The organism is Streptomyces saintjeani (assembly GCF_055409605.1).
This window is the reverse complement of sequence record NZ_CP189624.1, coordinates 743,711-766,947: the sequence shown is the minus strand read 5'-3', so window position 1 is coordinate 766,947 and position 23,237 is coordinate 743,711. Positions and strand designations below refer to the sequence as shown.

Sequence of the window (23,237 nt, the reverse complement as noted above, 5' to 3'; positions counted from 1 at the left end):
CTGCGGGGCATGACACAGGATCTGGCCGCGGGAAAGTATCTGCTCATCACCAGCTACCGCAAGAACGGGACCGGTGTCCCGACGCCGGTGTGGGTGGTGCCCGACGGTGCCGCGCTGGGCGCGTGGTCGGCGGCTGACTCGTGGAAGGTCAAGCGGATCAGGGCGCGCGGGGAGGTGCTGGTCGGTCCCTGCGACGCCCGGGGGAAGCCGACGGGGGAGCAGGTTCCGGGGACGGCGGAGATCTGCGACGCCGAGACGACGGCCCGGTACCGGACGCTGATCGCCCGGAAGTACGGCATTCTCGGCCGGCTCACGCTGTTCGGGAGCAAGGTGCGGCGCGGGCTGGACGGGACGGTCGGCATCCGCGTCACGCTGACATGAAACGAGGGGTACGAGCCGCACGGCTCGTACCCCTCACTTCACTTCACGGGTGGCGTCAGGACGCGTCCGTCACCGTCCCCGTGACGCCCGTCCCCGGGATCTCCTTGCCGTCCTGGTCGGTCAGCACGGCCCGTACCGACTCCACCGGCTCGGTCACCGAGTCCTTGACGGTCGGCACCTCGATGTCCGCCGTGGTCTTCCCGGCCTCCACGGACACCCACACCCAGACGTCCGCCTGGGACAGCGGGCGCTCCGGGTCCGGCTTCTGGCCCGAGTTGTCCTCCAGCCACTGCGGGTCGACGTCCTTCGTGGACAGCTCGGCCCCCTCGGTCACCGGGAGGAGCCGGACCGCGTGCCAGATGTCGACGTCCGCGGTCTCCGACAGCGTGACCCGCCACCGCAGCGTCCCGCCCTCGGTCACCTTGTCGGCCACCGGTACGAGCGTCGCCTTGGGCTCCGGGTCGTCGTTCTTCGCGGTGACCCCGCCCCGGTACTTTCCGACGACCGCGCCGCGCACCGCCTTCACGGCGATGTCCTGCCGGAGGTCGTACCCGAACCGGGTGTCGCCCTTGACCGTCACCGGTACGTCGATGGCGTTCGCGCCCGGCCGGACGGTCACCACCTTGTCCGTGGCCTTCCCGGACGTGGGGTCGAGGACGTAGTAGCGGACCTGCCCGCTGCCCTTCCCGGACACCTTCACCGGCACCCGGTAGGTACGCGTCCCGGAGTCGCCCTCCAGGACCGTGAGCCGGCCGACGTCGACACGCGGCAGCGCGGCGGCCTGAGCGGCGGGGGTACCGGCACGCCAGCCCCACGCGTCGATCAGCCACGCCTTGCCCGACTTCGAACGCGGCGTGATCTCAAGGGACTTGATGCGCTTGAGGTCGAACGTCCGCGCCGTCTTCAGCGGGACCCGGACCTCGCGCGCCCAGTAGGAGGCGGTCTGCGCGGAGCCGGGCAGCCCGTCCACGGTGACCTGGCCGAGCTTGGCGCGCCGGTTCGCGGAGTCGAGGAGGGTGACGTCGAACCGCGTGCCCCTGGTGTTCGGCGGGACGAAGAGGCGCAGGGCGACGGAGGAGGAACCGGCCAGCGAGAGCGGCTTCGCGGGGGTGATCCGCGCGGCCGTACCCGGCTTGGTCCAGGAGACGGCGACCGCGCGACGGCCGCTCTCCCGCTCGGTGTCCCACTGCGCGAAGTGCGGCGAGGAGCCCTTGGACCGGTCGAGTCCGCAGCTCTTCTTCTCGTCGGCGTTGATCTCGTCGCACAGCCGGGCGCCGGACACGCTCACCGCGCCGTCCGGCAGGAACCCGGCACCCCGGTTCGCGCCGACGGCGTGCGTGAGGACCTGTGCCTTCCCGGCGGAGGCGGCGCGCACGGACGTGCCGTCGAGGAGCGGGCGGACCCGGTCGTCGCCGGCGACGAACAGGCGCGCGGCGGCGGCGATGTAGACAGAGCCTGCCTGGTGCTGCTGGTCGGCGGTCAGGCGGGTCGCCTTGCCGGGGGTGCAGACCGGGTCGGGGTGGTCGGGGTCGCTGCCGAAGTCGTCCCAGGCGGGGGCCTGCGCCTTGCCCGGCGTCCACTCCGTGTTGAAGAAGTTGTGGTTGGCGCCGACCACGTACACCGCGCTGTGCAGTGCCTTGCCGTTGCTGACGCCGCGCGTGCCGTCGACGTACACCTCGCCCTGGAGGTCGGAGACGTCGCCGTCGCAGCCCGGGAGGATCGTCGCGGACGGGACGTCGGCCACCGGATTCTGGCCGAAGATCGTCGGCCCGATCAGCACGGTGCCGCTGACGTGCCAGCGCGCCTTGCCGGGCGCGCCGTCCTCGGCGGCCGGCGGCGGGTAGAGGCTGTCCATCGCCGCGCGGTTGACACCCTCACCGCCGCGCGAGTGCCCGACGAGCAGCACCTTCGACAGGTCCGTCTTCGGCGCGCCGCGGACGACCGCGGGTGCGGACGACGGCTTCGCGGCCCAGCCGGCCCAGTCGGCCAGGTGGCGGCGGACCAGCGAGGAGCGGGCCTGGGCGCCCGCGTCCTCGGCCTCCCAGTCCTGGCCGTTGATGCCGTTCGCGGAGATGGAGACCGTCACATAGCCCTGGGACGCGAGGAGTTGCTGGTCCTTCACGTACCCCTGGTAGCTGGGGATCTCCTTGAAGCCCTTGGCGCACGGCCAGTCGCCCGTGACGGCGTCCTCGCCGCCGCCCGGCTTGAAGCACGTCGAGTGGCGGCCGTGCAGGAACAGCGCCACGGGACGCTTCCCGGCGGCACCCTTCGGCGCGATCACCAGACCCCGCATCTCCACGGGCACCTTGAAGCCGGGGAGTTTCACGGCGGGCAGGGAGTACTCGCCGCGCGTCGTGCGGTACGGGCCCGGCTTGCCGGGGTCGACCGGGTTGGCGGGCAGCGCGGGAGCGGCCTGCGGAGTGGCGAGGGAGGACCGGGCCCCGGACTCCTCGGCGTCCAGCCGGCGCCCGCTCGACTGCACCTGGAGCCGCGTGAGCTGCTCGGCCTGCGCGGCGTCGTCGAGGGGAAGGGTGAACGTACGGCCGTCGGCGGCCTGTTCGGGGAGGCCCAGGAGGCGGCCGTTCGCGTGGAACTCCACACGCGCGTCGCCCATGGGCACGGGCTGCGGCGCGCGCCACAGCAGATCATGGCCGGATATTCGCCAGCCGGGCGGAAGCATGTTCGCTGCCGACGGCGCTTCCTGCGCCGTGGCCAACCCCGGTGAACCCGCCAGGACCGCGAGCGCGGCCACAGCGGTGACACCTATTCGCCGGGAACGGGACAAGGGAGTTCCCTCCTCGCACATGGAGTGCGGGCGTCCCGTCGGAACCGGGTGCCTCGCACGTCACTGAGGATGCGAAGCATGTCCTATGGGTTGGCTGTGGGATCTCTGTTCGGATCAACGGCCAACGGTTTCCAGCCAGTTCTGAAACTTTCAAGAAAATATCCGGTCGGCCACCCGGCCGACTACCAGGACCGGTACGGCTCTTCGAGCAGCTGGAACACCGGCTCGCCCCGCACCGGGTCCTGAGCGGTCGTCAGCCGCACCCGGTCCCCGCTGTGGATCCCGATCGCCGGTCCGATGACCCGGCCGCGTACGACGAACCCCTCGGCCATCTCGACCATCGACACGTTCCGCGCGGCCGGGGTGTTGCGGTGCACGACCGTCGTGTGCCGGACGGTGCCGGTGCCCTCGGCGCGCTCCGTACGCAGCTCGCTGCCCCGGCACACCGGGCACAGCAGCCGGTGGTACATCGCCGTACCGCAGTAGTCGCAGCGCTGGAAGAGGATCGCCTCGTGATCGGCGGTGCGCCGGTCGAGTACGGCGGCCCCGCCGGCCGCCCGCTGCGTGGCGTTCGTGTGGTGGTACACGCTGATCGACTCCCTGCGCTCGCCCGGACGGAACGGCACGGGGCGCTCGTGTGTGCCACCGTGCACACGAGCAGCGTATGGCACTCAGTGCCAAGCGTAAAGGCACTGCGTACCCCGGAAATCAGGTCGGTGTCCGCTTCAGTCGCGGCCGAGTGTCGTCTCGATCTCCTGGACCACACGCCACAGCGGCGCCCCCCGCCGGGAGACGACCACGACGACGTCCTCGGGGTCCTCGGGGTGCTCGGCCACCGGCGCGGGAGAGGCGGAGGGGGAGCTGTAGGTCGACTGGACGTACTCCAGCGCGTGGTCCACCATCGCGCTCGCGTCCCCCGCGCCGTCCGACCGCAGCCACGACCGCAGCGCGTTGTTGTGCGCCGCGACCACGGCGGCGGCGATGACGTCCGCGCGCAGGATCCCGTCCGGGAGCCCGGCGAACCGCTGGCGCAGATACTCGGCAAGCGCCCGCTCGTACCGCCACACGACCGACAACTCGTAGGCCCGCAGCCCCGGTACGCGTTTGGTGAGCCGGTAGCGCTGGACGGAGAAGGAGGGGTTCTCGGCGTACATCCGCAGGACGAGGCGGGCCGCGTCGCAGACCCGCCGCACCGGCTCGAACCCCGTGTCGTCCTCGGCGAGGAACGCGGTCATGTCGGCGAGGCACCGCTCGTGGTCGGGGAAGACCACGTCCTCCTTGGACGGGAAGTACCGGAAGAACGACCGCCGTCCGACCCCGGCGAGCGCCACGATGTCGTCCACCGTGGTCTGCTCGTACCCGCGCTCCAGAAACAGCCGGAAGGCCGCCGCGACCAGCGCGTCCCGCATGGAGGGCTTGCTCATGGCAGGGAACGTAGCACGCGATGGCACTCAGTTCCCTGCCATGGAGGTACTCAGTGCTGCTGCCGCTCGGCCGCTTCCACCACGTTCGTCAGCAGCATCGCCCGCGTCATCGGGCCCACCCCGCCGACCGGCGGCGAGTACGAGCCCGCGACGTCGCTCACGTCCGGGTGGACGTCGCCGAGGATGCCCTCGACCGTGCGGGTCAGGCCGACGGACAGGACGGTCGCGCCGGGCTTGATCCAGTCCGGGGTGACGAGGTGGGCGACACCGGCGGCGGCCACCACCACGTCGGCGACCCGGGCGTGCGCGGCGACGTCCTGCGTGGCCTCGTGGCACAGCGTCACCGTGGCGTGCTCGGTGGAGCGCGTCAGCATCAGGCCCAGCGGACGGCCGACGGTGATGCCGCAGCCGATGACGCAGAACTGCTGGCCGGTGATGGCCACGTTGTTGCGGCGCAGCAGGTCGATGATGCCGCGCGGGGTGCAGGGCAGCGGGCCCGGGATGCCTAGGACCAGGCGGCCGAGGTTGGTGGGGTGCAGGCCGTCCGCGTCCTTGCGGGGGTCGATCAGTTCGAGGACCGCGTGCGTGTCGATGTGCGCGGGCAGCGGGAGCTGGACGATGAAGCCGGTGCAGGCCGGGTCCTCGTTGAGGCGCAGGACCGCCGCCTCCACGTCCGCCTGCGAGGCGTCGGCGGGGAGTTCGACGCGGATGGAGGCGATGCCGACCTGCGCGCAGTCGCGGTGCTTGCCGCCGACGTAGGAGCGGCTGCCCGGGTCCTCGCCGACCAGGATGGTGCCGAGGCCGGGGGTGATCCCGCGCTCCTTGAGCGCACTCACCCGCTGGGCCAGCTCGGTCTTGATGTCGGCCGCAGCGGCCTTGCCGTCGAGAAGTGTCGCGGTGGTCACGGGAGGAGAAAACCCTTCGGGACGAAGACGCCGGTCGGGAGCCGGTGACGTCCTCGGCCCCCGTCACTCCATCGTACGTCGCCCGAGTGGGGTACCCCGCGCCGGACGGATTGTGCGGTCGTACGAAAATCACCCGCCGCCCACGTCACTGAACCACTCCCGCCACCCACCCGTATCTCTCCGGAGGGATCACAGGAGAGGGGAGACCGGCGTGCCGACACCGGAGACCAGCGGCGAACCGTTCGAGCGTGAGGTCCTGGAACCCATCGTGGTGCTCAGACCACGCCGCACCGACGCGCTGGCGGACCTGTTCCGCGAACTGACCGAGCTGAGCGTCGACGACCCGCCGGACCAGGAGGAGACCCGCACCTACGAGGCGGTGAACGTCTCCAAGGAGCCGGAGACCCGGCGCATCCCACCGCTCCCGCCCCTGCCCCCGCGCCGCCGCACGGCCCCGCCCCCGCCGCCGCCCGCCACCGGCAAGGGCGTGCGCAGAGCGGCCGGGGTCATCGCGATCTCCGCCGCCGCCCTGGTCGGCTTCGCCGCCGCGATCCTCCTGCTGCCCGGCCGCCAGAACGACGCGGCGGCGGCCCAGCCCCCGGTCAGCAGCGCCCCCGCCCAGCAGAACCCGGCACCGACCCCCACCCCCGCCCCGAGCGCCCCCGCCGAGGACCCCGACGGCGCCGGCGTCCTGCGCGAGGGCGCCACCGGCCCCGAGGTCGTCACCCTCCAGGAGCGCCTGCGCCGCATCCCGAACGTGTACGACCACGGCGCCACGAACGGCGAGTACGACGCGACGCTCACCGAGGCCGTGGCCCGCTTCCAGGTCTGGTACGGCATCCGGGGCGACGAGTCCGGGGTGTACGGCGACAACACGCGCCACGACCTGGAGTCGCGCACCTCCTGACACGCGGGGCTCGGTGACTGTGTCCCATGTCACTATGCACAGTGGGCCGGCGGGCGTCCGGCACCCCGGCCCACCGAGCCGAAAGCCGTGCCATGTCCGTCTCGCGCGTCCCGGGCCTCGTCCTGCCCGTGCTCTTCCTGGTGGCTCTGCTGGCGGGGCTGGTCTGGTACTGGCGTCAGCGCCGCAAGGGGGACGACTGAGCCGCCAGCGCCTCCGCGACCGCCCGCACACCGCGCGCCAGGTGCTGGAGCTGCGTCAGCTCGGCGGCGTACATCTTGATCGTGTGCTCGATCGCCGCCTCGTGCAGGCCGAGGGCCGGCAGGTCGGCGCGGGCCGTCTGGAGCGCCGTGCGGGCCACCCGGACCTCCTGCTGGACCTGGAGGTGCGCGTGCCGGGCGAGCAGGACGGGGTGGCGCAGCAGCGCCGGATAGCCCGCGTAGCGCGCGGGCACCAGGTCGCGCAGCCATTTGACGGCCGAACGCTCCCAGTCGTAACTGCCGGGCGTCTTGACGTGGCGGGGCCAGTCCGGGCTGAGGCGCGTCGTCGTGAGACTCATGAGCATGGCTTCCGATGTGCGGCGGTGCGACCGGAGCAGTATTTATATATGCCGTCGCCTTTGCAAGACGTATGGAAACATTCACGGTCTCGCCGGAGGAACTCCACGCTCCGGTTGCCGGTGCGTAAGCGGGATCAGTCAGGCAGGAAGAACTGGTGGCGGTCGGCCACCTGCTCGTACTCCTCCAGCCGCGCCTGCGTCCGCTCCGGGCCCGCGTCCGCCATGGCCTGGAGCAGCGCCGCCGCCATCACGCCCGGCGCCGCGTACGAGTCGAACACCAGCCGCGCCCCGGTCCCCGTCGCGAACACCGCGTCCGCCTCGTCGGCCAGCGGGCCCAGCGCCAGGTCCGTGATCAGCGCCACCTTCAGGCCCGCCCCGCGCGCCACCCGCACCGCCGTCAGCGTCTCGTGCGCGTGCCGGGGCATCGAGAACGCCAGCACCCACGTCCCGCCCGCCGACCGGGCCTGGAGCAGCGTGTCGTAGGCGACGCTCCCGCCGCGCGTCACCGGCCGCACGTCCGGGTGGACCCGGCGCGCCGCGTACGTGAAGTACTCCGCGAGCGACGCCGAGATCCTGAAGCCCAGCACGGTCAGCGGCGTCGACTCCGACAGGCCCCGGCCCACCTCGATGACCTGGTCCGGGTCGGCGAAGTCGCGGCGCAGGTTCTCCAGGTTGCGGATCTCGGCGTCCACCGCCGCCTGGAGTTCGTTGCCCCGGTTCACCTCGGCCGTGCCGTGCGCCCCGAGCGCCAGCGCCTGGAGCCGCTCCCTGAGCGCCGGGTAGCCGCTGAAGCCGACGGCCGCCGCGAACCGGGTCACCGAGGGCTGGCTCACCCCGACGCGCTCGGCGAGGTCGGTGATCGACAGGAGGGACGCCTCGGTGAGGTGCTCGATCAGGTACTGCGCGATGCGCCGCTGGCCGGGGGAGAGGTGCGGACCGTCGAACAGGGCCCGCAGCTGCGAGGCCGGGGACAGCTCCGTCTCCGGTACGGCCTTCCCCGAGGTGATCGCCGACGCCTGCGCCCGTGCCTGCTGCTCCGAGGGCCCGGAGCCTCCTCCTGTGTCTCCCACGCGCCTCAACATAACCCAGGATCACCGCCGGTAGACGGTGATCGAGTACCCCACCTCGTCCACCGCCCGGCTGGTCCGCAGCAGCTCGGCGAGCCGCCCCTCGGCCTTCGCCGCCGCCGAGTCCGACACGACCAGCAGCCCCCGGACCCGCTCGATGGGCACGGTCAGCGGATCGCTCGCCTCGACGCCGTAGTACGACGGCTCCCCGGCCCCCTTGTACACGAGCCACATCGGCTCACCCCGGTACTTCTCCGCGAGCCGCCCGAGGTCCTGCCCCCAGTCCACGTTGGAGTCGTGCAGCCGCAGATGTGTACGGGACGGACCCCCGAACGCCTCGTTGGAGTACGGCAGATAGTAGGGAAACGTCCGCAGCGAACTCACCGCGACGAACGCCACCAGCGCCCACACCACCCACACCCGCCGCAGCGTCAGCGCACAACCCGCCGCCACCGCGAGGAACATGGGCACGAACACCGCGTACCGCGTCCCCAGATCCCGCGTCCCCGTCATCGCCGACGCCAGCAACACCCCCGTCGGCACCAGCACATACACAGCGGCGCGCCGCAGCCTCGGCACCGACAGCATCGCCACCACCCCCGCCACCCACAGCGCGATCATCCCCAGCGGCGTCTTCACCAGCAGCGCGGCCGGCAGGTAGTACCACCGCGCTCCGCTGTAGACCTGCCCGAACAGGAACCCGTGCCACTGCTGGTTCTCGAACCTGAACTGCACCCGCATCCCGTCCCGGTACGACTCCGGCACCGGCAGCAGATCCACAACCAGCCCCCGCAGACCGCGAACTGACGGAATGTCACCCGGCGCCGGACTCCACCGCAGCCGGGGATCGACGACGAGATACGACACCCACACGACGGCGAACGCCGTCACCACGACCCCGCACGCACCCAGCAGCGCCTTGCGCCGACCGGCCCGCCGGAGCGACACCACCGCCAGCCCCGCGAACACCGGTACGGCCGGCAGTGTGCTCATCTTCGTCGCCAGCGCCGCCCCCAACGCCGCCCCGGCCAGGGCGAGATACAGCGGGGGATTTCGGTCCGCCCGCCACAGCAGCCACGCCGACGTCAGCAGGAACCCCGCCGCCGGGACGTCCAGCGTGGCCAGTGAACCGTGCGCGATGACGTCCGGCGAGAACGCGTACAGCGCGAGCGCGACGAAGGCCGCCGCGCGCCCGGCGACGTCCCGCGCGAAGAAGAAGACGACCAGGCCGAACAGCAGCGTCAAGGCGATGACGGGTAACCGGGCCCAGAACATCACGTCCCAGGGGTCGTTGCCGGACTCGTACAACAGGTGACGGCCCAACGCGCCCTGGTCGCCGGTGAATCGGGGATCGACGTGCGGATCGGCGACGGCCACGCCGAGGGCCACGACCAGCTTCCCCAGCGGCGGGTGCTCGGGGTTGTAGCGGACCTCGTGCGCGTGCAGGTAGTCGGCGGCCGTCCCGACGTACACCGGCTCGTCGATCGTCGGCGTCTGCTGAACGGCCGTCGTCACCATGGCCGCCGCCATCTGGGCCAGCAGCAGGAACACCAACAGGGGGACCAGCCAAGGGCGTCGACGGGCCCGGACGAGTGCCGGGGGGTCTCGCAGGAGTGCTGTGCTCGCCATCGTCCGCCCTGGGTGACCGTACGGGGCGGGAGCGCCCGCTCTGTCCAGATCAGGCCGCTCCCGCCCCTCGGTTACGTCACCGCTTCACGAGTCGTACCGACAGACCGTCCGCCGTGTAGTGGGGTACGGCGCGCAGGTGGGCCGAGTTCAGCTTCACCTTGTCGAACTGGCCGCGCAGCTGGGTGGCGTGCAGGACGTGGACGACCGTCCCGGCGGCCGGCGGGTGCTTGGCGTCGAGGTGCAGCACCAGCGTGGCGCCCTTCTCCAGACGGGCCCGGCCGGAGACGGTGAGCGCGGTGCCGTGGCCCTTGCCGACCGTCAGGTCGAGCGTCGCGGCGCCCTGCGTCCAGGTGCCGCGCACCCGCACCGGCAGCGCGGCGCTCAGGGTGCCGCCCGTGAGGGTGACACCGCCCTCGCCGAGCGCGTTGGCGTGACCGGCGACGAGCGTGCCCTCCTTGACGACCGTGCCGCCGTGGTAGCGGTTGTGGCCGGTGAGGGTGAGCGTGCCGGAGCCCTTCTTGACCAGGCCGCCGGCGCCGTCGATGTCGTTGCGCCAGGCGTCGGCCGCGTGGAAGCCGTGCTTGGCCGCGTCCATGGTGACCGTGACGTGCGACTCGAAGGAGCCGTAGCCGTCCGCCGCCGTGAACAGGTCGAGGCGGCCCCACTGCTCGAAGCCGTCCAGCAGGACGTACCCGGACTCCAGCGCGGTCGTCCGCAGCACCGCGCGGCGCTGCGCCGCCGTCAGGTACGGCTGGCGGGTCTCCAGGAGGACTTCGGCGCCCTTGGGGACGGTCAGCGGGGTCCTGCGGCCCTTGCGGGGCAGGACGTACGTCAGCTTCGGCCTGACCAGGCGGGCGTTGGCCTCGCGGTGGGCGTACTTGTCGGAGGCGTCCGAGTGGGCGTACGCGTACAGGGTGTTCGCGTTCGTGCCGGTCTTCGCCGTGAAGTACGCGAGCGCCTGGGCGCGCGCGGCGGCCTTCAGCTCGGCGTTCGCCGGGTCGGCGAGGGTCGCGGCGGCCAGCGCGGTGGCCATGATCCGGCCGCCGATCACGTCGACCGTGGAGTGCATGCCGGACATGATCCGGGTGTGGCTCAGCTCGATGCCCCGGGTCACCATCTCCTGGAACCGCTCCGGGACGGCGTACGCGTAGGCGAGCGAGGCCAGGTGGAAGGCGTTGGTGTGGCCGCTCGGGTAGCCGCCGTCGTCCTTGGGCGACATGTTGCGCTGGCGCAGCAGCTGCGGGACGACGATGACCTTCGAGTCGTAGACCGGGAAGCCGAGGTCGTCGGTCTTGCCGGTGTCGACGACCTGGCTGTCCTCGTTCATGCGCCACGGGCGCGGGTACTGGTAGGCGTACTTGCCCTGGTTGCCGGACGCGTAGTTGCCGCGCAGGGTGTCGACGAGCGTGGCGACCAGACCGAGGTCCGAGTCGTGCGAGCCGGCGCCGAGCGTGGAACCGGCGGGCGCGTCGGCCGGGACGGCGTCGTCGATCTTCGTCGCCGGGACGCCGTCGGGCGCGGCGGTGATCGAGGTGACCGCCTTGGCGCCGGAGCGGTACAGCGGGGCCAGCGGGCCGAGGCCGCCGATCGCCGCGTAGCTCTGGTGCTGGCGGTCGTAGACGAACGCCTCCTTGCCCTGGGCCTCGGTGCGCGCGTGCGTGAGCTGGATGCTGTAGCGCACGTTGGCGCGCAGCACCTCGCGGTCCAAGGCGGTGCCGGTGTTCCAGGCGTCGCCCGTCTTCCAGACCTTCGTCATCCCGCCGAGGACGCGCACCACGGCGTTCGTCTCGGGCGTCAGGTTCGCGGGGACGTTCGTCTTGTAGGAGTCGACGAACGCCGCCGGAGCCGGGGTCGCGGCCTTGGCGTCGGCGGCGCCGAGCCACGACACGAGTGTCGGCGCGGCCACCAGCGCGGCCGAACCGCCCACGGAGGTCTTGAGGAAGCGCCTTCTGTTCACTGCGACGGGGGACGACATGCGTGTGCCTCTCTGGAAGTGACGGAGATCGTGCGATCGGTGCGGCTCGGAGGCAACTGCCGTCGACTGAGCCGGGTGATGCGTACCAGCGAAGATCTACGGCGGAGTCGTGACCGTTCCGGGTGGGAACGGTAACCGGATCATGTCCCGTGGGTGAACGGGCAGTTCGGCCGACGCCGTGCACATATATAAGGAGAGAGAGTTCTACAGGAGCGCGCGGGCCAGCGCCACCGCCCCCACGACCGGCGCCACCGTCAACGGTCGCGCCTTCGCGCCGGGTACGGCCTCGGCGAGGCCCGCCGTGAACGCGTCGTACAGCACCGGCTGGCCGAGGACGGTCCCGCCCGCCACCACCACGTCGTCCACCGGCACCCCGCGCGCGGCGAGCCGGGCGACGAGCGCCGCGAGGGCCTGGCCGGCCTCGGCGATGACGGCGTGGGCGAGGGGGGAGCCGGAGGCGGCGGCGGAGAAGACGACCGGCGCGTGCCGCCCCCAGTCGGAGGAGGCGTTGGCCGCGCTCTCCAACGCCGCGCCCAGCGCCGGGACTTCGGGGACGCCGAGCGCCTCGACGAGCCCTTGGGCCAGGGAGTCGGGGGCCTCCCCCCGGTCGTGCGCGGCCCAGGAGGCGCGCGCCGCCTCGCGGACCAGACCGGCGGCGCCGCCCTCGTCGCCGAGGACCGCGCCCCAGCCGCCGACCTGGACCGCCGAGCCGTCCGCGAGCCGGCCCACCGCGACCGAACCGGTACCGGCGACGAGCCCGACCCCCTGGTCCAGCCCGGCGGCGGGCACGAGGAGTTCGGCGTCACCGACGATCGACGCGGGGACACCGAGAAGTTCTTGCAGGGCGGTACGGATGTCCGCGCACTGGCGCGGCGTCTCGCAGGCGTGCGCGCCCACCGCGACGGCGGACGGACGCGCGCCCGGCGGCAGCGCCTCGCTCACGAGGCCGGCGAGCCAGCGGGCGGCGGCGTCGGTGTCGTGCGGGCGCCAGCCGCTGCTGGCACGGACGTGGTCGGCGACCGTCTCGTCCCCCGCGAGCGCGCGGAGGTGCGTCTTGGTGCCGCCCACGTCGATGCCGACCAGAAGCGGGCATGAGGGGGGTGCGTCCTGCACGGGTTCTTCCTTCGTCGAGACGTAAACGCCTTCAGCGCCGGGCGTGTGCGCTGAGCTGCGACGGCGGGCGAACCGTGCGGAGGGTGAACGGATCTTGAACTTTCTCGGGAAGCCCCGGGACGGGCTTCAGTCGGGTACGGCAGGCGAGTACCGTAGGGATTTCGTTAGGAAGCTAACTAACGAAGTAGGGTGCGTCAAGAGGTTGTTGTACACCCTGTGAGAGCCGCGTTCCGCAGGTGACGGGTGGGGTGACCCGTTCTGCCTGCGTGTGGGAGGCGACACCGTTGTCATACGGCGGATGTCGGTCGCTGGCTGTCCAGACATTCAATCATTCGTAACTCCGGCGACACAATGCGCCGGGGTGCTCGCCGACCTTTTCTGTTGGGGGAGCTGTGCAGCACCTGAGTGAGAGCGCGGGCGCGGTCTTCACCGTCCTCGCGGAGGCGGGCGACGTCACCCGGCCCCGTCTGGCCCAGCTCGCGGGCCTGTCCAAGCCGACGGTGTCGAGCGCGGTGGCCGAGCTGGAGTCGGCGGGCCTGGCCGCGCGCACGGGCACGACGAGCGGTACGACCGGCCGCTCGGCCGCCGTCTACCGCATCGGCCCCGCCGCCGGAACGGTCCTCGCGGTGGACCTCGGCTCCACCCATACGGCGGTCCGCGCGTGCACGCTGGACGGCACGGTCGTCGCGTCCCACACGGCCCGCGACCAGGAGCTTCCGGCGGAGGCTGTGCGGGGGGTGCTGTGGGGGCTGGCGCGGGAGGAGCTGGGGCCGGTGCGGGGGGTGGTGGTGGCGGTACCGGATGTGGTGCGGCTTGGAGGTGGCGTACCGGGGGTGAGCGGGCCGGGTGCGGGTGGGTTTGGTGCGAGCGGGCCTGGTGCGGGCGGACGAGGTGCGAGCGGGACTGGTGCGGGCTGGACGGCTGCGGGAGGGCGAGGTGCAGGCATACAAAACGATGAGCGGACCACCGCTGACCCCAACCTCGCCGCTGACCCCCGCCTCGCCTCCGGCGCCCGCGACCCCCGCCCAGCCCCCGGCGCCGACCCGGCCTCCGACCCCCGCCCCCCTTCCGGCCCTCACCCCGCCACCCCTTCCGTCGCCGCCGCCATCGACGCCCTCGCCCTCCCCTCCCACCTCCCCGTCCACATCGAGAACAACGTGAACTGCGCCGCCCTCGCCGAACTCCACGAGGGCGCGGCCAAGGGGCGGCACACCTTCGGGTACCTCCAGGTCGGCTACGGCATCGGCCTCGGGATCGTCGTCGGCGGACAGGTGCTGCGGGGTGCCGGCGGCGCCGCCGGGGAGATCGCGCGGCTGCCGTACCCGTGGCTGCCGGACCGGGAGTCCGTGCTGGAGGGCATGGAGGCGTACGTCGGCGCGGGCGCGCTGATGCGCAGAGTGCGCGAGGGGTGGACGGAGGGTTGCGTACCGGAGGGCGCCGCCGAACTCTTCGCGCTGGCCGGAAACGGGCACGAGGCGGCGGCACGGTTCGTCGCCGGACACGCCCGGGAGGTGGGCAGGCTGGCGGCTGCCGCCGTCGCCGTACTGGACCCGGGCCTGATCGTGCTGGGCGGCGGGATCGGCGCGAACCCGCAGCTCCTGCCCGGTGTGCGGGCCGAGCTGGCGCGGCTGAGCTGGCCCACGGAGGTGGTCGGCAGCGAGGTCGGCGAGGACGCCACGGTGGCCGGCGCGGCGCGCCTCGCGGTGGCCCGGGGAATCCAAACCGTGACCGAGGGGTCGGACAAGAGGCATTGACGGACTCCGTCCGCTTCTGCCAATGTCCGGACAAGCGCTTTCTAGCCGGGCGGGACCCCGGCGCAGAGCGGCGAATCCGGCCGTACGGACCGTACGGACCGTACGGACCCACGAGGGCGTGTTCGTGGGCGGATCCCGCTCGTCGAGGTGGCGCGACCGGGCGAGGTCGCGGACCATGAGCGCACTCCAGTCACAGGACCCCGAGCCGCCTCACCGGCCGGAAGATTCCGTCACGCACATCCAGGGAGGGACCCGGTGGGTCACGAGATCTCGCGCAGAACCATCTTCCGCGCCGCGAGCGGCATCACGGTCGCGACGGCGCTCGGCACCACGCTGAGCGCCTGCGGCGGCGGCACGGGAGCCGGCAGCAGCAACAGCAAGCTGACGATGACCTGGTGGGGCAGCGACCAGCGCCACGCGGCGTACAAGAAAGCGCTTGCTACCTTCCAGCAGGACAACTCGAAGATCAAGATCCAGGAGACCTACCAGGGGTACGACGGATACTTCGACAAGTTCAACACCAACGTCGCGGGCGGCTCGGCCCCCGACCTGATGCAGATGGACACCGGGCTCGTCGCCCAGTACGCCCGCAAGGGCGTCCTCGCGCCGATCGACGAGTACGTCGGCAAGTCCCTCGACCTCACCGGCTTCTCCAAGACGCTGCTGGCCAGCGGCACCGTCGACGGCAAGCTCTACGGCGTCCCCTCCGGCATCGGCGTCAACCAGCTCACCGTCAACCGCAGCGCCCTCGAAGCCCTCGGCCTGAAGCTCCCGGACCGCGAGTGGACCTGGAACGACCTCAAGGCGATCGGCCAGGAGGTCTACAAGAAGAGCGGCGGCAAGACGTACGGCGTCGACGACGGCGGCGGCTCCACCCTCCAGGCGTTCGAGATCTTCGCCCGCGAGAAGGGCCAGCAGTTCTTCTCCGACGACGGCAAGAAGATCGGCTTCACCCCGGACACCCTCCAGGAGTGGTGGGAGTTCTGGGCGGAGATGCGCAAGACCAACGCCTCCCCGCCGGCCGCGATCACCTCGGCCGCGCACAACGACCTCACCAAGAACGCGGTCGTCATCGGCAAGGCGCTGTTCACCTTCGACTCCGGCGTCTACGGCGCGGGCGGCTCGATCACCGACGCGCAACTCGACTTCCTGCCCACCCCGCAGGGCTTCTGGTCCGGCGCGCGGGAAGGCAACTACGTCAACGGCGGCGTCCTGCTGAGCGCCACCAAGACCAGCAAGCGGATCGCCGACTCCGTCAAGATCATCTCCTTCTTCGCGCAGAACGACACCGCGATCAAGGACATGCAGCTGCTGCGCGGCATCCCGCCGACCGAGAAGGCCCGCAACCTGATCGCCTCCGGCCTCACCGCGACCGACAAACTGAACATGGCGAACGCCGACTACATCTCCCAGCGCGTCGGCAAGGCCACCAACGTGCTGCCCAACCCGGTGCCGCCGCCGCAGGGCGCCGACCAGATCTGGGACCTGCTCTTCCAGTCGAACCTCGCCGTGGCCTTCGGCAAGGCCACCATCAAGTCGCAGTCGGGCAAGTTCTTCGACCAGGCGGCAGGCATTCTGTCCGCCTGAGCGGGCTGACGTACGAAAAAGAGGGCCAGGGAGATGAGTATGACCACCGCGAAGACCGACGAGGTCGTGAAGGAGTCGCCCGCGGCGACCCCCTCCGACCAGCGGGAGCGCGACCGGCAGCGGCGCCGCCTCGCGAGGAAGCGAGGCGGCGGCTGGTGGCCGTACCTCTTCCTGGCCCCGTGGTTCGTGGGCCTGTTCGGACTGACGATCTATCCGATGCTCGACTCGCTGTACCTGTCGTTCACCGACTTCGACCTGCTCACCCCGGAGAAGTGGGTCGGCACCGCCAACTACGAGCGGATGTTCACCGACGACCCGGTCTTCTGGGACTCGGTCCACGCGACGCTGCTGTACGTCGTCGTCTCCGTCCCCCTCAAGCTCGGCCTCGCGCTCGGCGTGGCCATGCTCCTCAACCGGGACATCAAGGGCATCGGCTTCTACCGGGCCGCGTTCTACCTGCCCTCGCTGCTCGGCGGTGCGGTCGCCGTCGCCATCGTGTGGCGGCAGGTGTTCGGCGGGGACGGCCTGTTCAACGACTTCCTCGGCTGGTTCGGCATCAAGGGCCAGGACTGGATCTCCAGCCCCGACACCGCGCTCTACACGCTGATCCTGCTCGCCGTCTGGCAGTTCGGCACCCCGATGGTCATCTTCCTGGCCGGCCTCAAGCAGCTCCCCAAGGACGTCTACGAGGCCGCCGAGATCGACGGCGCCGGCCCGGTGACCCGGTTCTTCAAGATCACCCTGCCGCTGCTCACCCCGATCGTCTTCTTCAACGTCGTCCTCCAGATCATCGACGCGTTCAAGACCTTCACCCCGGCGTTCGTCATCAGCAACGGCTCGGGCGGGCCGCTCAACTCGACGATGCTCTACTCCCTGTACCTCTACAAGAAGGGCTTCACCGACCTTCAGATGGGGTACGCCTCGGCGCTGGCCTGGGTGCTCTTCCTGGTCATCGCGGGCTTCACGGCGGTCAACTTCATCGCCAGCCGCTACTGGGTCCACTACGACGACTGATCGAGGAAGTTGAACATGTCCGCCATCGCCCCGAACTCGTCGCCGTTGCAGAGGCTCCGCTCCGCCACCGGCGCCCGCCGTATCTTCATCCACACCGTCCTCATCGGTGTCGCGATCGTCATGCTCTACCCGCTGATGTGGATGCTCAGCAGCTCCCTGAAGCCCGACACGGAGATCTTCACCCACCCCGGGCTGATCCCCGACAAGCTCAACCCCGAGAACTACAGCAAGGGCTGGAGCGGCTCCGGCAACTCCTTCTCGCTGTACATCACGAACTCGCTGATCGTCACGATCGGCGCGGTCATCGGCAACATCATCTCCTGCTCGCTGGCCGCCTACGCCTTCGCGCGCTTCGAGTTCCGCTGGAAGAAGCTCTGGTTCGGCCTGATGCTCGGCACGCTGATGCTGCCGACGCAGGCGGTGCTGATCCCGCAGTACACGATCTTCTACAACCTGACCTGGATCAACACCTACCTGCCGCTGATCGTGCCCAAGTTCCTCGCGGTGGACGCCTTCTTCATCTTCCTGATGGTCCAGTTCATCCGCTCCATCCCGCGCGAGCTGGACCAGGCGGCCATGATGGACGGCGCCAACCCCTGGCAGATCTACTGGAAGATCATCCTGCCGCTGATGAAGCCGGCGCTGGTCACCACCACGATCTTCACGTTCATCTGGACCTACGACGACTTCCTGCACCAGCTCGTCTACCTCCAGCAGAACGACAAGTTCACCGTCCCCCTCGGGCTCACCCTCTTCATGGACCAGACCAGCGGCTCCTCGTACGGCGCCATGTTCGCGATGTCGACGATCGCCCTCGCGCCCACCCTGATCTGCTTCCTCATCTTCCAGAAGAGGCTGGTCGAAGGCATGGCCACCTCCGGCATGAAGGGCTGACCCGCGTGCACCTCCTCCACCAACGCGGCCCCCTGCACGACCTTCCCGACACCCCCGAGGCGTACGACGCCGTCCTCGCCGACGTCGTCGAGCAGGCCCTCGCCCGTCTGACCCCCGAGGGCAACCTCGAACACCCCGACTGTGACGACGACATCGGCGACACGTCCCTCGGCATGACCTCGCTGCTGGCGCTCGCCTGGCAGCGGTCCGGCGACGAGCGGCTCCCCGAGGCCGTCCGCCGCAGCCTCGCCTTCCACCTCGACCAGCGCGTCTACACCGAGGACAACCCCGGCTACCCGAACCTCCGGATCAGCAACTCCGGTTTCCCGTACGCCCGTTACGTCCTCGCCTCCGGCGCGCACCCCATCGGGGACTGGCCCAGCACGGTGTGGGCGCTGCTCCAGGCGCTCAACGTCCTTGAGCTGTCGGACGGGCTGGTCCCCGAGGATCAGCGCGCGCGGCTCCTCGACGTGGCCCAGGGCTACTGGCGCTGGCTCACCGAGGCGACGTTCTTCAACCCGCAGGAAGCCGGCAACCAGGCCATCGGCTGCGTCGTCGGCGGCCTGACGCTCGCGAAGCAACTCCCCTCCGCACAAGGGGAGTCGGTCCGCGCAACCGCCCTGGAGCTGTACCGGACGAAGATCCGCGCACACCGCGTGTACGACCGGGGCGCGCTGCTGCCTCCCGAGCACGGCGGCGCCTACGACAACAACTACGGCCCGATCTCCCTCTCGTTCCTCGCCCAGGCCCACCGGGTCTCCGGCGAGGAGATGTTCGCCGAGGACGGTGCGGCGCTGGCCCGCTACATCGACGCCCGCCTCACCGGCGGCGGCTTCGACAACGGCGGTCCGCGCTACAGCGAGCAGCACTCCGGGTTCGAATCCGTGCTGGGGCTGCGGTACTTCGGCGCGCGCATCGGCGCCGACATCGGGCGCTACCGGGGGGACACCCGGTGGGGACGCCACGCGGTCAAGGCGGACGGCGGGGTCGACGGGCACTTCGCGTGGATGCTGGTCTGGCAGATCCAGGACGACAGTGTCTGGCACCGGTCGGCGTCCCTCGCGCCCGCGAGGCACCAACTCCGCGCGGGTACGGTGTCGGTGGCGTTCGACTCCCAGATGACGCCCGCGCTGGTCGAGGCGGGCGGCACGTACTACCTGCCGGCCGCGACGAACCGCCAGCACGGCTTCGGGCCCGTCCTGGACGGGTTCCTGTTCACGCGGCCGATGGGCGAGGTGCGGGTCCGTGACCTCCAGGTCGACGGGCTCACCGCGAAGTTGGTGACCAAGCCGGTCGTCGGGCGCGACCACGTCCTGCGCAGTGTCCGGTCCCTGTACGTCACCGACGGCACGTCCCTGTGGACGACCGTCGCGGTCGAACGCTTCGACGGGGAGCCGTACTTGCTGGCCGGGCTGCCGTACGCCGCTGACGACGAGGGACGCGTGCTGCGTACGTCGTCGGTGTCCGCGGTCGCCTCGGCGGGGGAGCTGCGCCTCACCCACCCGGCGGCCGAGGGCCCCGACCACTTCGACGCGCGGTCCGAACTCACGCAGGAACAGGCGGCGTTCGTCCTCGCCGCCGACCCTCGCGGCTACGGCAACCCCGACGAGGGCTGGCGCCACCTGGTCAGCTCGACGGCGCTGGAGGCGGGACCCGTCCCGGACGCGCCCGACGACCTGCACGTGTTCGCCGTCCGCTACGGGGACCCGGCACCGCTGAAGCTGAGCGCCGAGTGGACCTCGGACGGGCTCGCGATCCGCACGGACGCGTTCACGGCGGTCCTCGGGGGCCTGGACGCGGCGGCCGAACCCGAGCTGCGGCTCAGCCGCTGAAGTCGGTTGTGAACCCCGGCCGTTGAGGACGGCCGGGGTTCACGCACGTCCGGCGCGCGCCAGCACCGTCGCCGGTACCGCCGCGAGCAGGAACAGCACCCCCGTCATCCCGGCGTACAGCTGCACCCCCGTCGTCGTGCTCACCGGGGCGCCGTCCGCGGAGAGCCCCGCGATCTCCGTGGCCTTGAGGATCTCGCCGCCGGCGAAGGTGAAGACGACCGAGCCGAGGGCGAGGACGACCGACACCAACCCGGCGACCGTGCCCTGGTGTTCGGGGGTTTCGAGGCTGGTGGCGAGGTTGTAGCCGGAGGCGCCGATCGCGCCGGCGGCGATACCGGCGAGGGTGCCGCAGGCGATGGCCAGGGGGAGGACGGCGACGCCGGCCAGCATGGCGAAGGTCGCCGCCGCGCCGAGGGCGATGCCGCCGAGCAGGGGGAGGGCCGGGCCGTACCGGCCCGCCAGCCAACCGGCGAGCGTGCCGCCGATCACGATGCCGAGGTTGGGCGCGGAGAGCAGGACCGCCACCGCCTCTCCCTCGCCGAGGCCGTAGCCGAGTCCCAGGCCGGCGGGGACCTGGGCGACGATGCTCGTCAGTTGCAGCATGCTCCGGAAGGAGCCCGCCGCGAGGACCAGCGCGAGCAGCGTCAGCAGGACCGGACGGCTCAACCCCCGCAGATCGACGACGGGTTCCTCGGTCCGCAGCGCGAGCAGCACCCAGCAGGTCAGCGCGGCGCCGCCGCCCGCGAGGAGCGCGAGCATGACCCCGGACAGCCAGCCCTGGTCGCTCCCGAGACTGACGTACGCCAGCACCGAGCCGATCCCGCCGCCCAGCAGGAGCGCCCCCTTCAGATCGACCCTGCCGGTACCCCGGACCGGCGACTCCGGGACGAGGGTCCGTACGCACAGGGCGGCGACCGCCGCGAGCACCGCCGCCACGAAGAACACGCTGCGGTAGCCGAACACGTCGATCACCGGCCGCATCACGTACGGCTCGACGATCCCGACGACCGACGACCCGGACGTGACGAGCCCGATCAGGGCCATCGCCACCCCGGGCGTACAGATCTGCCGCGCGAGGGCCACGGTGAGGAACACGGCGGCGAACGCGGCCCCTTGCAGGAAACGCCCCGCCAGGAAGACCCAGACGTTCGGCGCGACGAGACAGACCAGCGCGCCCCCGCACGCGAGGAGTAGCGTCCCGACGAGCACCTTGCGCTTGCCCAGGACGTCCGACGCCTTCGCGAGCAGCGGCGACCACAGCGCCCCGGCGAGCAGCGCGCTCACGTTCAGCCACGCGGCCTGGTCGGTGTCGAAGTGGTCGAGGAGCTGCGGCAGCACCATCATGGGCGAGCCGACGGCCATGTCCGCGAGGACGTTGGCGAGGGTGAGGACCAGGGCCCAGAGGACGAGCCGCTTGCTCCAGCGGTGCTCGCGCAGGACGGGGACGGGCTTCTCCAGGGTGTCGGTCACCGGACGTTCCCTTCAGCGGCCCGCAGCGCCTCGTTCCGCGCCGCGATGGCCTCCCACGTCTCCGGCAGCATCCGCTCCCGGCCCCCGTGGACCCGCTCCTGCGCGGCGACGACGTACGGCCGCTGCCGCGCCTCGTACCGTGCGAACCCGGCGTCGAGGTCCCCGGCCTGGAGTTCCTCGGCGAGGAACCGCGCACCGGTCAGCGCGAGCGACGTACCCCGACCGGACAGGAACGCCGGGCTGTACCCCGCGTCCCCGACCAGCACGACCCGCCCCCGGTGCCAGGACGGCATCCGGATCTGGCTCGCGGAGGTGAAGTAGAACCCGGGGTCCGCGAGCGCCGCGTCGAGCAACTCCGGTATCCGCCACGACCGTTGACCCGCGAAGGCATCGACGAGCAGTTTCTTCTGCGCGTCCGGATCACGGTGGTCGTGGTCGAGCGGCGCCGACCGGAACTGGAACACGGCGACGGCCCCACCCCCGTACCGGAAGACCCCCGCCATCCGCCCCGGCACGTTGTAGATCGAGTTGGACCCCTCCACCGAAGCCTCCCCCGGCAGCGCGGCGAGCGCGAAGTACACGCCCAGATGCCGGAGATGCTCCTCCTCGGGCCCGAACACCAGCTCCCGTACGCCGGAGTGCTGGCCGTCGGCGCCGACCACCAGGTCGTAGCGCCCGGTACGGCCCGAGGCGAACCGTACGTCGCCGCCGGCCGTCAGCGTCTCGACCGAGTCGCCGAAGCGGACGGTCGCCGTGTCGGGCAGGGCGTCGGCGAGGACGCGGACGAGGTCGCCGCGCGGGAGTTCGATGTCGTGGGCGGAGTCGTTGATCTCCGCGAGGGGGAGCGAGGCGATCAACTGGCCCTCGCTGTCGACGAACCGGGTGCGCTCGGACATGTCGATCCGGCGGCGCAGGACCGCCGGGAGCAGGCCCGTCCGGTCCACGGCGTCGATCGCGTCGCCGCGGATGTCGATGGGGGTGCCGGTGAGGCGGAGGCGGTCGGCGTACTCGACGACGGAGACGTCATGACCGCGCCTGCCTAACTCAAGTGCGCAGGCCAGACCGGCGATTCCGGCTCCGGAGACGAGGATCTTCACGTAGGTGCTCCAGGTGGCTCGAACTTAAAGCGACAAGCTGTCGCTTTAATCGAGCGTACGTGCCGCCCGCTTGCACCGCAACGGCGTGCCTGGCGAGAATCGCCGTCCGAGGAGAGAACGTGAGGTGAGCGCGGTGACGGCCGACGGGACCACTGACCGGCCGGCCGCGCGGCGCCCCGGGGGCCGTACCGCGCGGGTGCGGGAGCGGATCCTCGCGGCGACCGTCGAACTCGTGGCCCGCGACGGCATCGCCGGGTTCCGGTACGAGGAGGTCGCCGAGACCGCCGGCGTGCACAAGGCGAGCGTCTACCGGAACTGGCCCGACCGTGAGGAACTGGTCGCCGAGGCGCTTTTGCGGTACGCCGAGGAACTGGCCTCGGTCGCCGACACCGGCGACATCCACCGGGACCTGGTGGATTTCGTGGTCGCGCTCGCCGGTGTCCTGGAGACACCGTTCGGACAGTCCCTAGAAAAGGCCATCTCGCCGGCCCGGCGGAGCGGCACCGTCGAGGCGCTGGCCAAGGTCCTCGACCAGCGCGTGGCCGCGATGCGGCGCCGGGTCGACACCGCCGTGGAACGGGGTGAACTCCCTCCGGTCGACAGCGGGTTCCTCGGCGAGATGATCTCCGGCCCGGTGCACCTGATCGTCAACCGCGGGATGCGCCCGTTCACCCGCACGGACGCGGAACGCGTCGTCGGCGTGGTCCTCGCGGGCATCCGGGCCACGGCGCCGGACGCCTGAGCGAATCCACGCAATCGGCAGGGAACGGATGTACAGGAGTGAATCGTTGGAAGGGGTGCACCTAGACAAGGTTCAACCTCCTCACAGGGAGACGGATCACTCTCG

At 71.3% G+C, this 23,237-nt stretch carries 19 protein-coding genes; 8 read left to right on the top strand and 11 right to left on the bottom strand.

Translation table 11 applies throughout. From position 1 onward, the window contains the following. Positions 1-9: 9 nt before the first annotated feature. The gene (locus ACQCO7_RS03495) at positions 10-381 is read left to right on the top strand and encodes a PPOX class F420-dependent oxidoreductase (protein ID WP_464070394.1); all 372 of its coding nucleotides are present in this window, start codon (positions 10-12) and stop codon (positions 379-381) included. 55 nt (positions 382-436) lie between these two features. Here the strand turns inward: ACQCO7_RS03495 and ACQCO7_RS03490 are convergent, their stop codons facing one another. The 4 genes from ACQCO7_RS03490 to ACQCO7_RS03475 form a co-directional block, all read right to left on the bottom strand. Beyond that, a complete protein-coding gene (locus ACQCO7_RS03490) occupies positions 437-3,187 on the bottom strand; it encodes a hypothetical protein (RefSeq protein ID WP_464070393.1) in 2,751 nt (916 codons plus the stop codon). A 161-nt stretch (positions 3,188-3,348) separates the two neighbouring features. After that, positions 3,349-3,753, bottom strand: coding sequence for a Zn-ribbon domain-containing OB-fold protein (locus ACQCO7_RS03485; RefSeq protein ID WP_464077135.1), 405 nt, complete (start codon positions 3,751-3,753; stop codon positions 3,349-3,351). Between the two features lie 138 nt (positions 3,754-3,891). Further along, positions 3,892-4,575, bottom strand: a complete 684-nt coding sequence (locus tag ACQCO7_RS03480) for a TetR family transcriptional regulator (protein WP_464077134.1) — start codon at positions 4,573-4,575, stop codon at positions 3,892-3,894. A gap of 65 nt (positions 4,576-4,640) precedes the next feature. Next, positions 4,641-5,495: a bifunctional methylenetetrahydrofolate dehydrogenase/methenyltetrahydrofolate cyclohydrolase gene (locus tag ACQCO7_RS03475; RefSeq protein ID WP_464070392.1), complete on the bottom strand. Its 855-nt coding sequence runs from the start codon at positions 5,493-5,495 to the stop codon at positions 4,641-4,643. A 211-nt stretch (positions 5,496-5,706) separates the two neighbouring features. On the opposite strand from ACQCO7_RS03475, the gene ACQCO7_RS03470 reads away from it, so the two are divergent. Next, the gene (locus ACQCO7_RS03470; protein ID WP_464070391.1) at positions 5,707-6,402 is read left to right on the top strand and encodes a peptidoglycan-binding domain-containing protein; all 696 of its coding nucleotides are present in this window, start codon (positions 5,707-5,709) and stop codon (positions 6,400-6,402) included. A 175-nt stretch (positions 6,403-6,577) separates the two neighbouring features. On the opposite strand, the gene ACQCO7_RS03465 is transcribed toward ACQCO7_RS03470, so the two are convergent. The 5 genes from ACQCO7_RS03465 to ACQCO7_RS03445 form a co-directional block, all read right to left on the bottom strand. Next, positions 6,578-6,964, bottom strand: coding sequence for a hypothetical protein (locus ACQCO7_RS03465; protein WP_010354474.1), 387 nt, complete (start codon positions 6,962-6,964; stop codon positions 6,578-6,580). Between the two features lie 128 nt (positions 6,965-7,092). Further along, positions 7,093-8,028 carry a MurR/RpiR family transcriptional regulator gene (locus tag ACQCO7_RS03460; protein ID WP_464070390.1) on the bottom strand — a complete coding sequence of 312 codons (936 nt, stop codon included), beginning with the start codon at positions 8,026-8,028 and terminating at the stop codon, positions 7,093-7,095. A gap of 21 nt (positions 8,029-8,049) precedes the next feature. Beyond that, positions 8,050-9,654, bottom strand: coding sequence for a phospholipid carrier-dependent glycosyltransferase (locus ACQCO7_RS03455; RefSeq protein WP_464070389.1), 1,605 nt, complete (start codon positions 9,652-9,654; stop codon positions 8,050-8,052). 76 nt (positions 9,655-9,730) lie between these two features. Continuing rightward, positions 9,731-11,629, bottom strand: a complete 1,899-nt coding sequence (locus ACQCO7_RS03450) for a phosphatase PAP2 family protein (protein WP_464070388.1) — start codon at positions 11,627-11,629, stop codon at positions 9,731-9,733. Between the two features lie 204 nt (positions 11,630-11,833). Beyond that, positions 11,834-12,742 (bottom strand): N-acetylglucosamine kinase, encoded by a 909-nt coding sequence (locus ACQCO7_RS03445; protein WP_464070387.1) that lies wholly within the window; start codon positions 12,740-12,742, stop codon positions 11,834-11,836. Between the two features lie 392 nt (positions 12,743-13,134). On the opposite strand from ACQCO7_RS03445, the gene ACQCO7_RS03440 reads away from it, so the two are divergent. From ACQCO7_RS03440 to ACQCO7_RS03420, 5 genes are all read left to right on the top strand, one after another. Further along, complete coding sequence (locus ACQCO7_RS03440) at positions 13,135-14,496, top strand: ROK family transcriptional regulator (protein ID WP_464070386.1); 1,362 nt, start codon at positions 13,135-13,137, stop codon at positions 14,494-14,496. Between the two features lie 255 nt (positions 14,497-14,751). Continuing rightward, positions 14,752-16,083: an ABC transporter substrate-binding protein gene (locus ACQCO7_RS03435; protein WP_464070385.1), complete on the top strand. Its 1,332-nt coding sequence runs from the start codon at positions 14,752-14,754 to the stop codon at positions 16,081-16,083. Between the two features lie 39 nt (positions 16,084-16,122). Continuing rightward, positions 16,123-17,097, top strand: a complete 975-nt coding sequence (locus ACQCO7_RS03430; protein WP_464070384.1) for a carbohydrate ABC transporter permease — start codon at positions 16,123-16,125, stop codon at positions 17,095-17,097. Between the two features lie 15 nt (positions 17,098-17,112). Then, the gene (locus ACQCO7_RS03425) at positions 17,113-17,991 is read left to right on the top strand and encodes a carbohydrate ABC transporter permease (protein ID WP_464070383.1); all 879 of its coding nucleotides are present in this window, start codon (positions 17,113-17,115) and stop codon (positions 17,989-17,991) included. A 5-nt stretch (positions 17,992-17,996) separates the two neighbouring features. After that, positions 17,997-19,823: a hypothetical protein gene (locus tag ACQCO7_RS03420; RefSeq protein ID WP_464070382.1), complete on the top strand. Its 1,827-nt coding sequence runs from the start codon at positions 17,997-17,999 to the stop codon at positions 19,821-19,823. 39 nt (positions 19,824-19,862) lie between these two features. Here ACQCO7_RS03420 and ACQCO7_RS03415 read toward each other — a convergent pair whose 3' ends face one another. Together ACQCO7_RS03415 and ACQCO7_RS03410 are read right to left on the bottom strand one after the other, a co-directional pair. Then, a complete protein-coding gene (locus ACQCO7_RS03415; protein ID WP_464070381.1) occupies positions 19,863-21,293 on the bottom strand; it encodes an MFS transporter in 1,431 nt (476 codons plus the stop codon). After that, on the bottom strand, positions 21,290-22,390 hold the full coding sequence (locus ACQCO7_RS03410; RefSeq protein ID WP_464070380.1) for an FAD-dependent monooxygenase: 1,101 nt from the start codon (positions 22,388-22,390) through the stop codon (positions 21,290-21,292). The genes ACQCO7_RS03415 and ACQCO7_RS03410 overlap by 4 nt, the downstream gene beginning before the upstream one ends. 124 nt (positions 22,391-22,514) lie before the next feature. Here ACQCO7_RS03410 and ACQCO7_RS03405 point away from each other — a divergent pair, with 124 nt between their 5' ends. Then, positions 22,515-23,132: a TetR/AcrR family transcriptional regulator gene (locus ACQCO7_RS03405; protein ID WP_464070379.1), complete on the top strand. Its 618-nt coding sequence runs from the start codon at positions 22,515-22,517 to the stop codon at positions 23,130-23,132. Positions 23,133-23,237: the final 105 nt, after the last annotated feature.

Bases quoted from the DNA above. Each gene is read 5' to 3' on its own strand.
- ACQCO7_RS03455 (WP_464070389.1), bottom strand. From the start codon at position 9,654: ATGGCGAGCACAGCACTCCTGCGAGACCCCCCGGCACTCGTCCGGGCC.
- ACQCO7_RS03480 (WP_464077134.1), bottom strand. From the start codon at position 4,575: ATGCGGGACGCGCTGGTCGCGGCGGCCTTCCGGCTGTTTCTGGAGCGC.
- ACQCO7_RS03465 (WP_010354474.1), bottom strand. From the start codon at position 6,964: ATGCTCATGAGTCTCACGACGACGCGCCTCAGCCCGGACTGGCCCCGC.
- ACQCO7_RS03425 (WP_464070383.1), top strand. From the start codon at position 17,113: ATGTCCGCCATCGCCCCGAACTCGTCGCCGTTGCAGAGGCTCCGCTCC.
- ACQCO7_RS03450 (WP_464070388.1), bottom strand. From the start codon at position 11,629: ATGTCGTCCCCCGTCGCAGTGAACAGAAGGCGCTTCCTCAAGACCTCC.
- ACQCO7_RS03495 (WP_464070394.1), top strand. From the start codon at position 10: ATGACACAGGATCTGGCCGCGGGAAAGTATCTGCTCATCACCAGCTAC.
- ACQCO7_RS03430 (WP_464070384.1), top strand. From the start codon at position 16,123: ATGACCACCGCGAAGACCGACGAGGTCGTGAAGGAGTCGCCCGCGGCG.
- ACQCO7_RS03490 (WP_464070393.1), bottom strand. From the start codon at position 3,187: ATGTGCGAGGAGGGAACTCCCTTGTCCCGTTCCCGGCGAATAGGTGTC.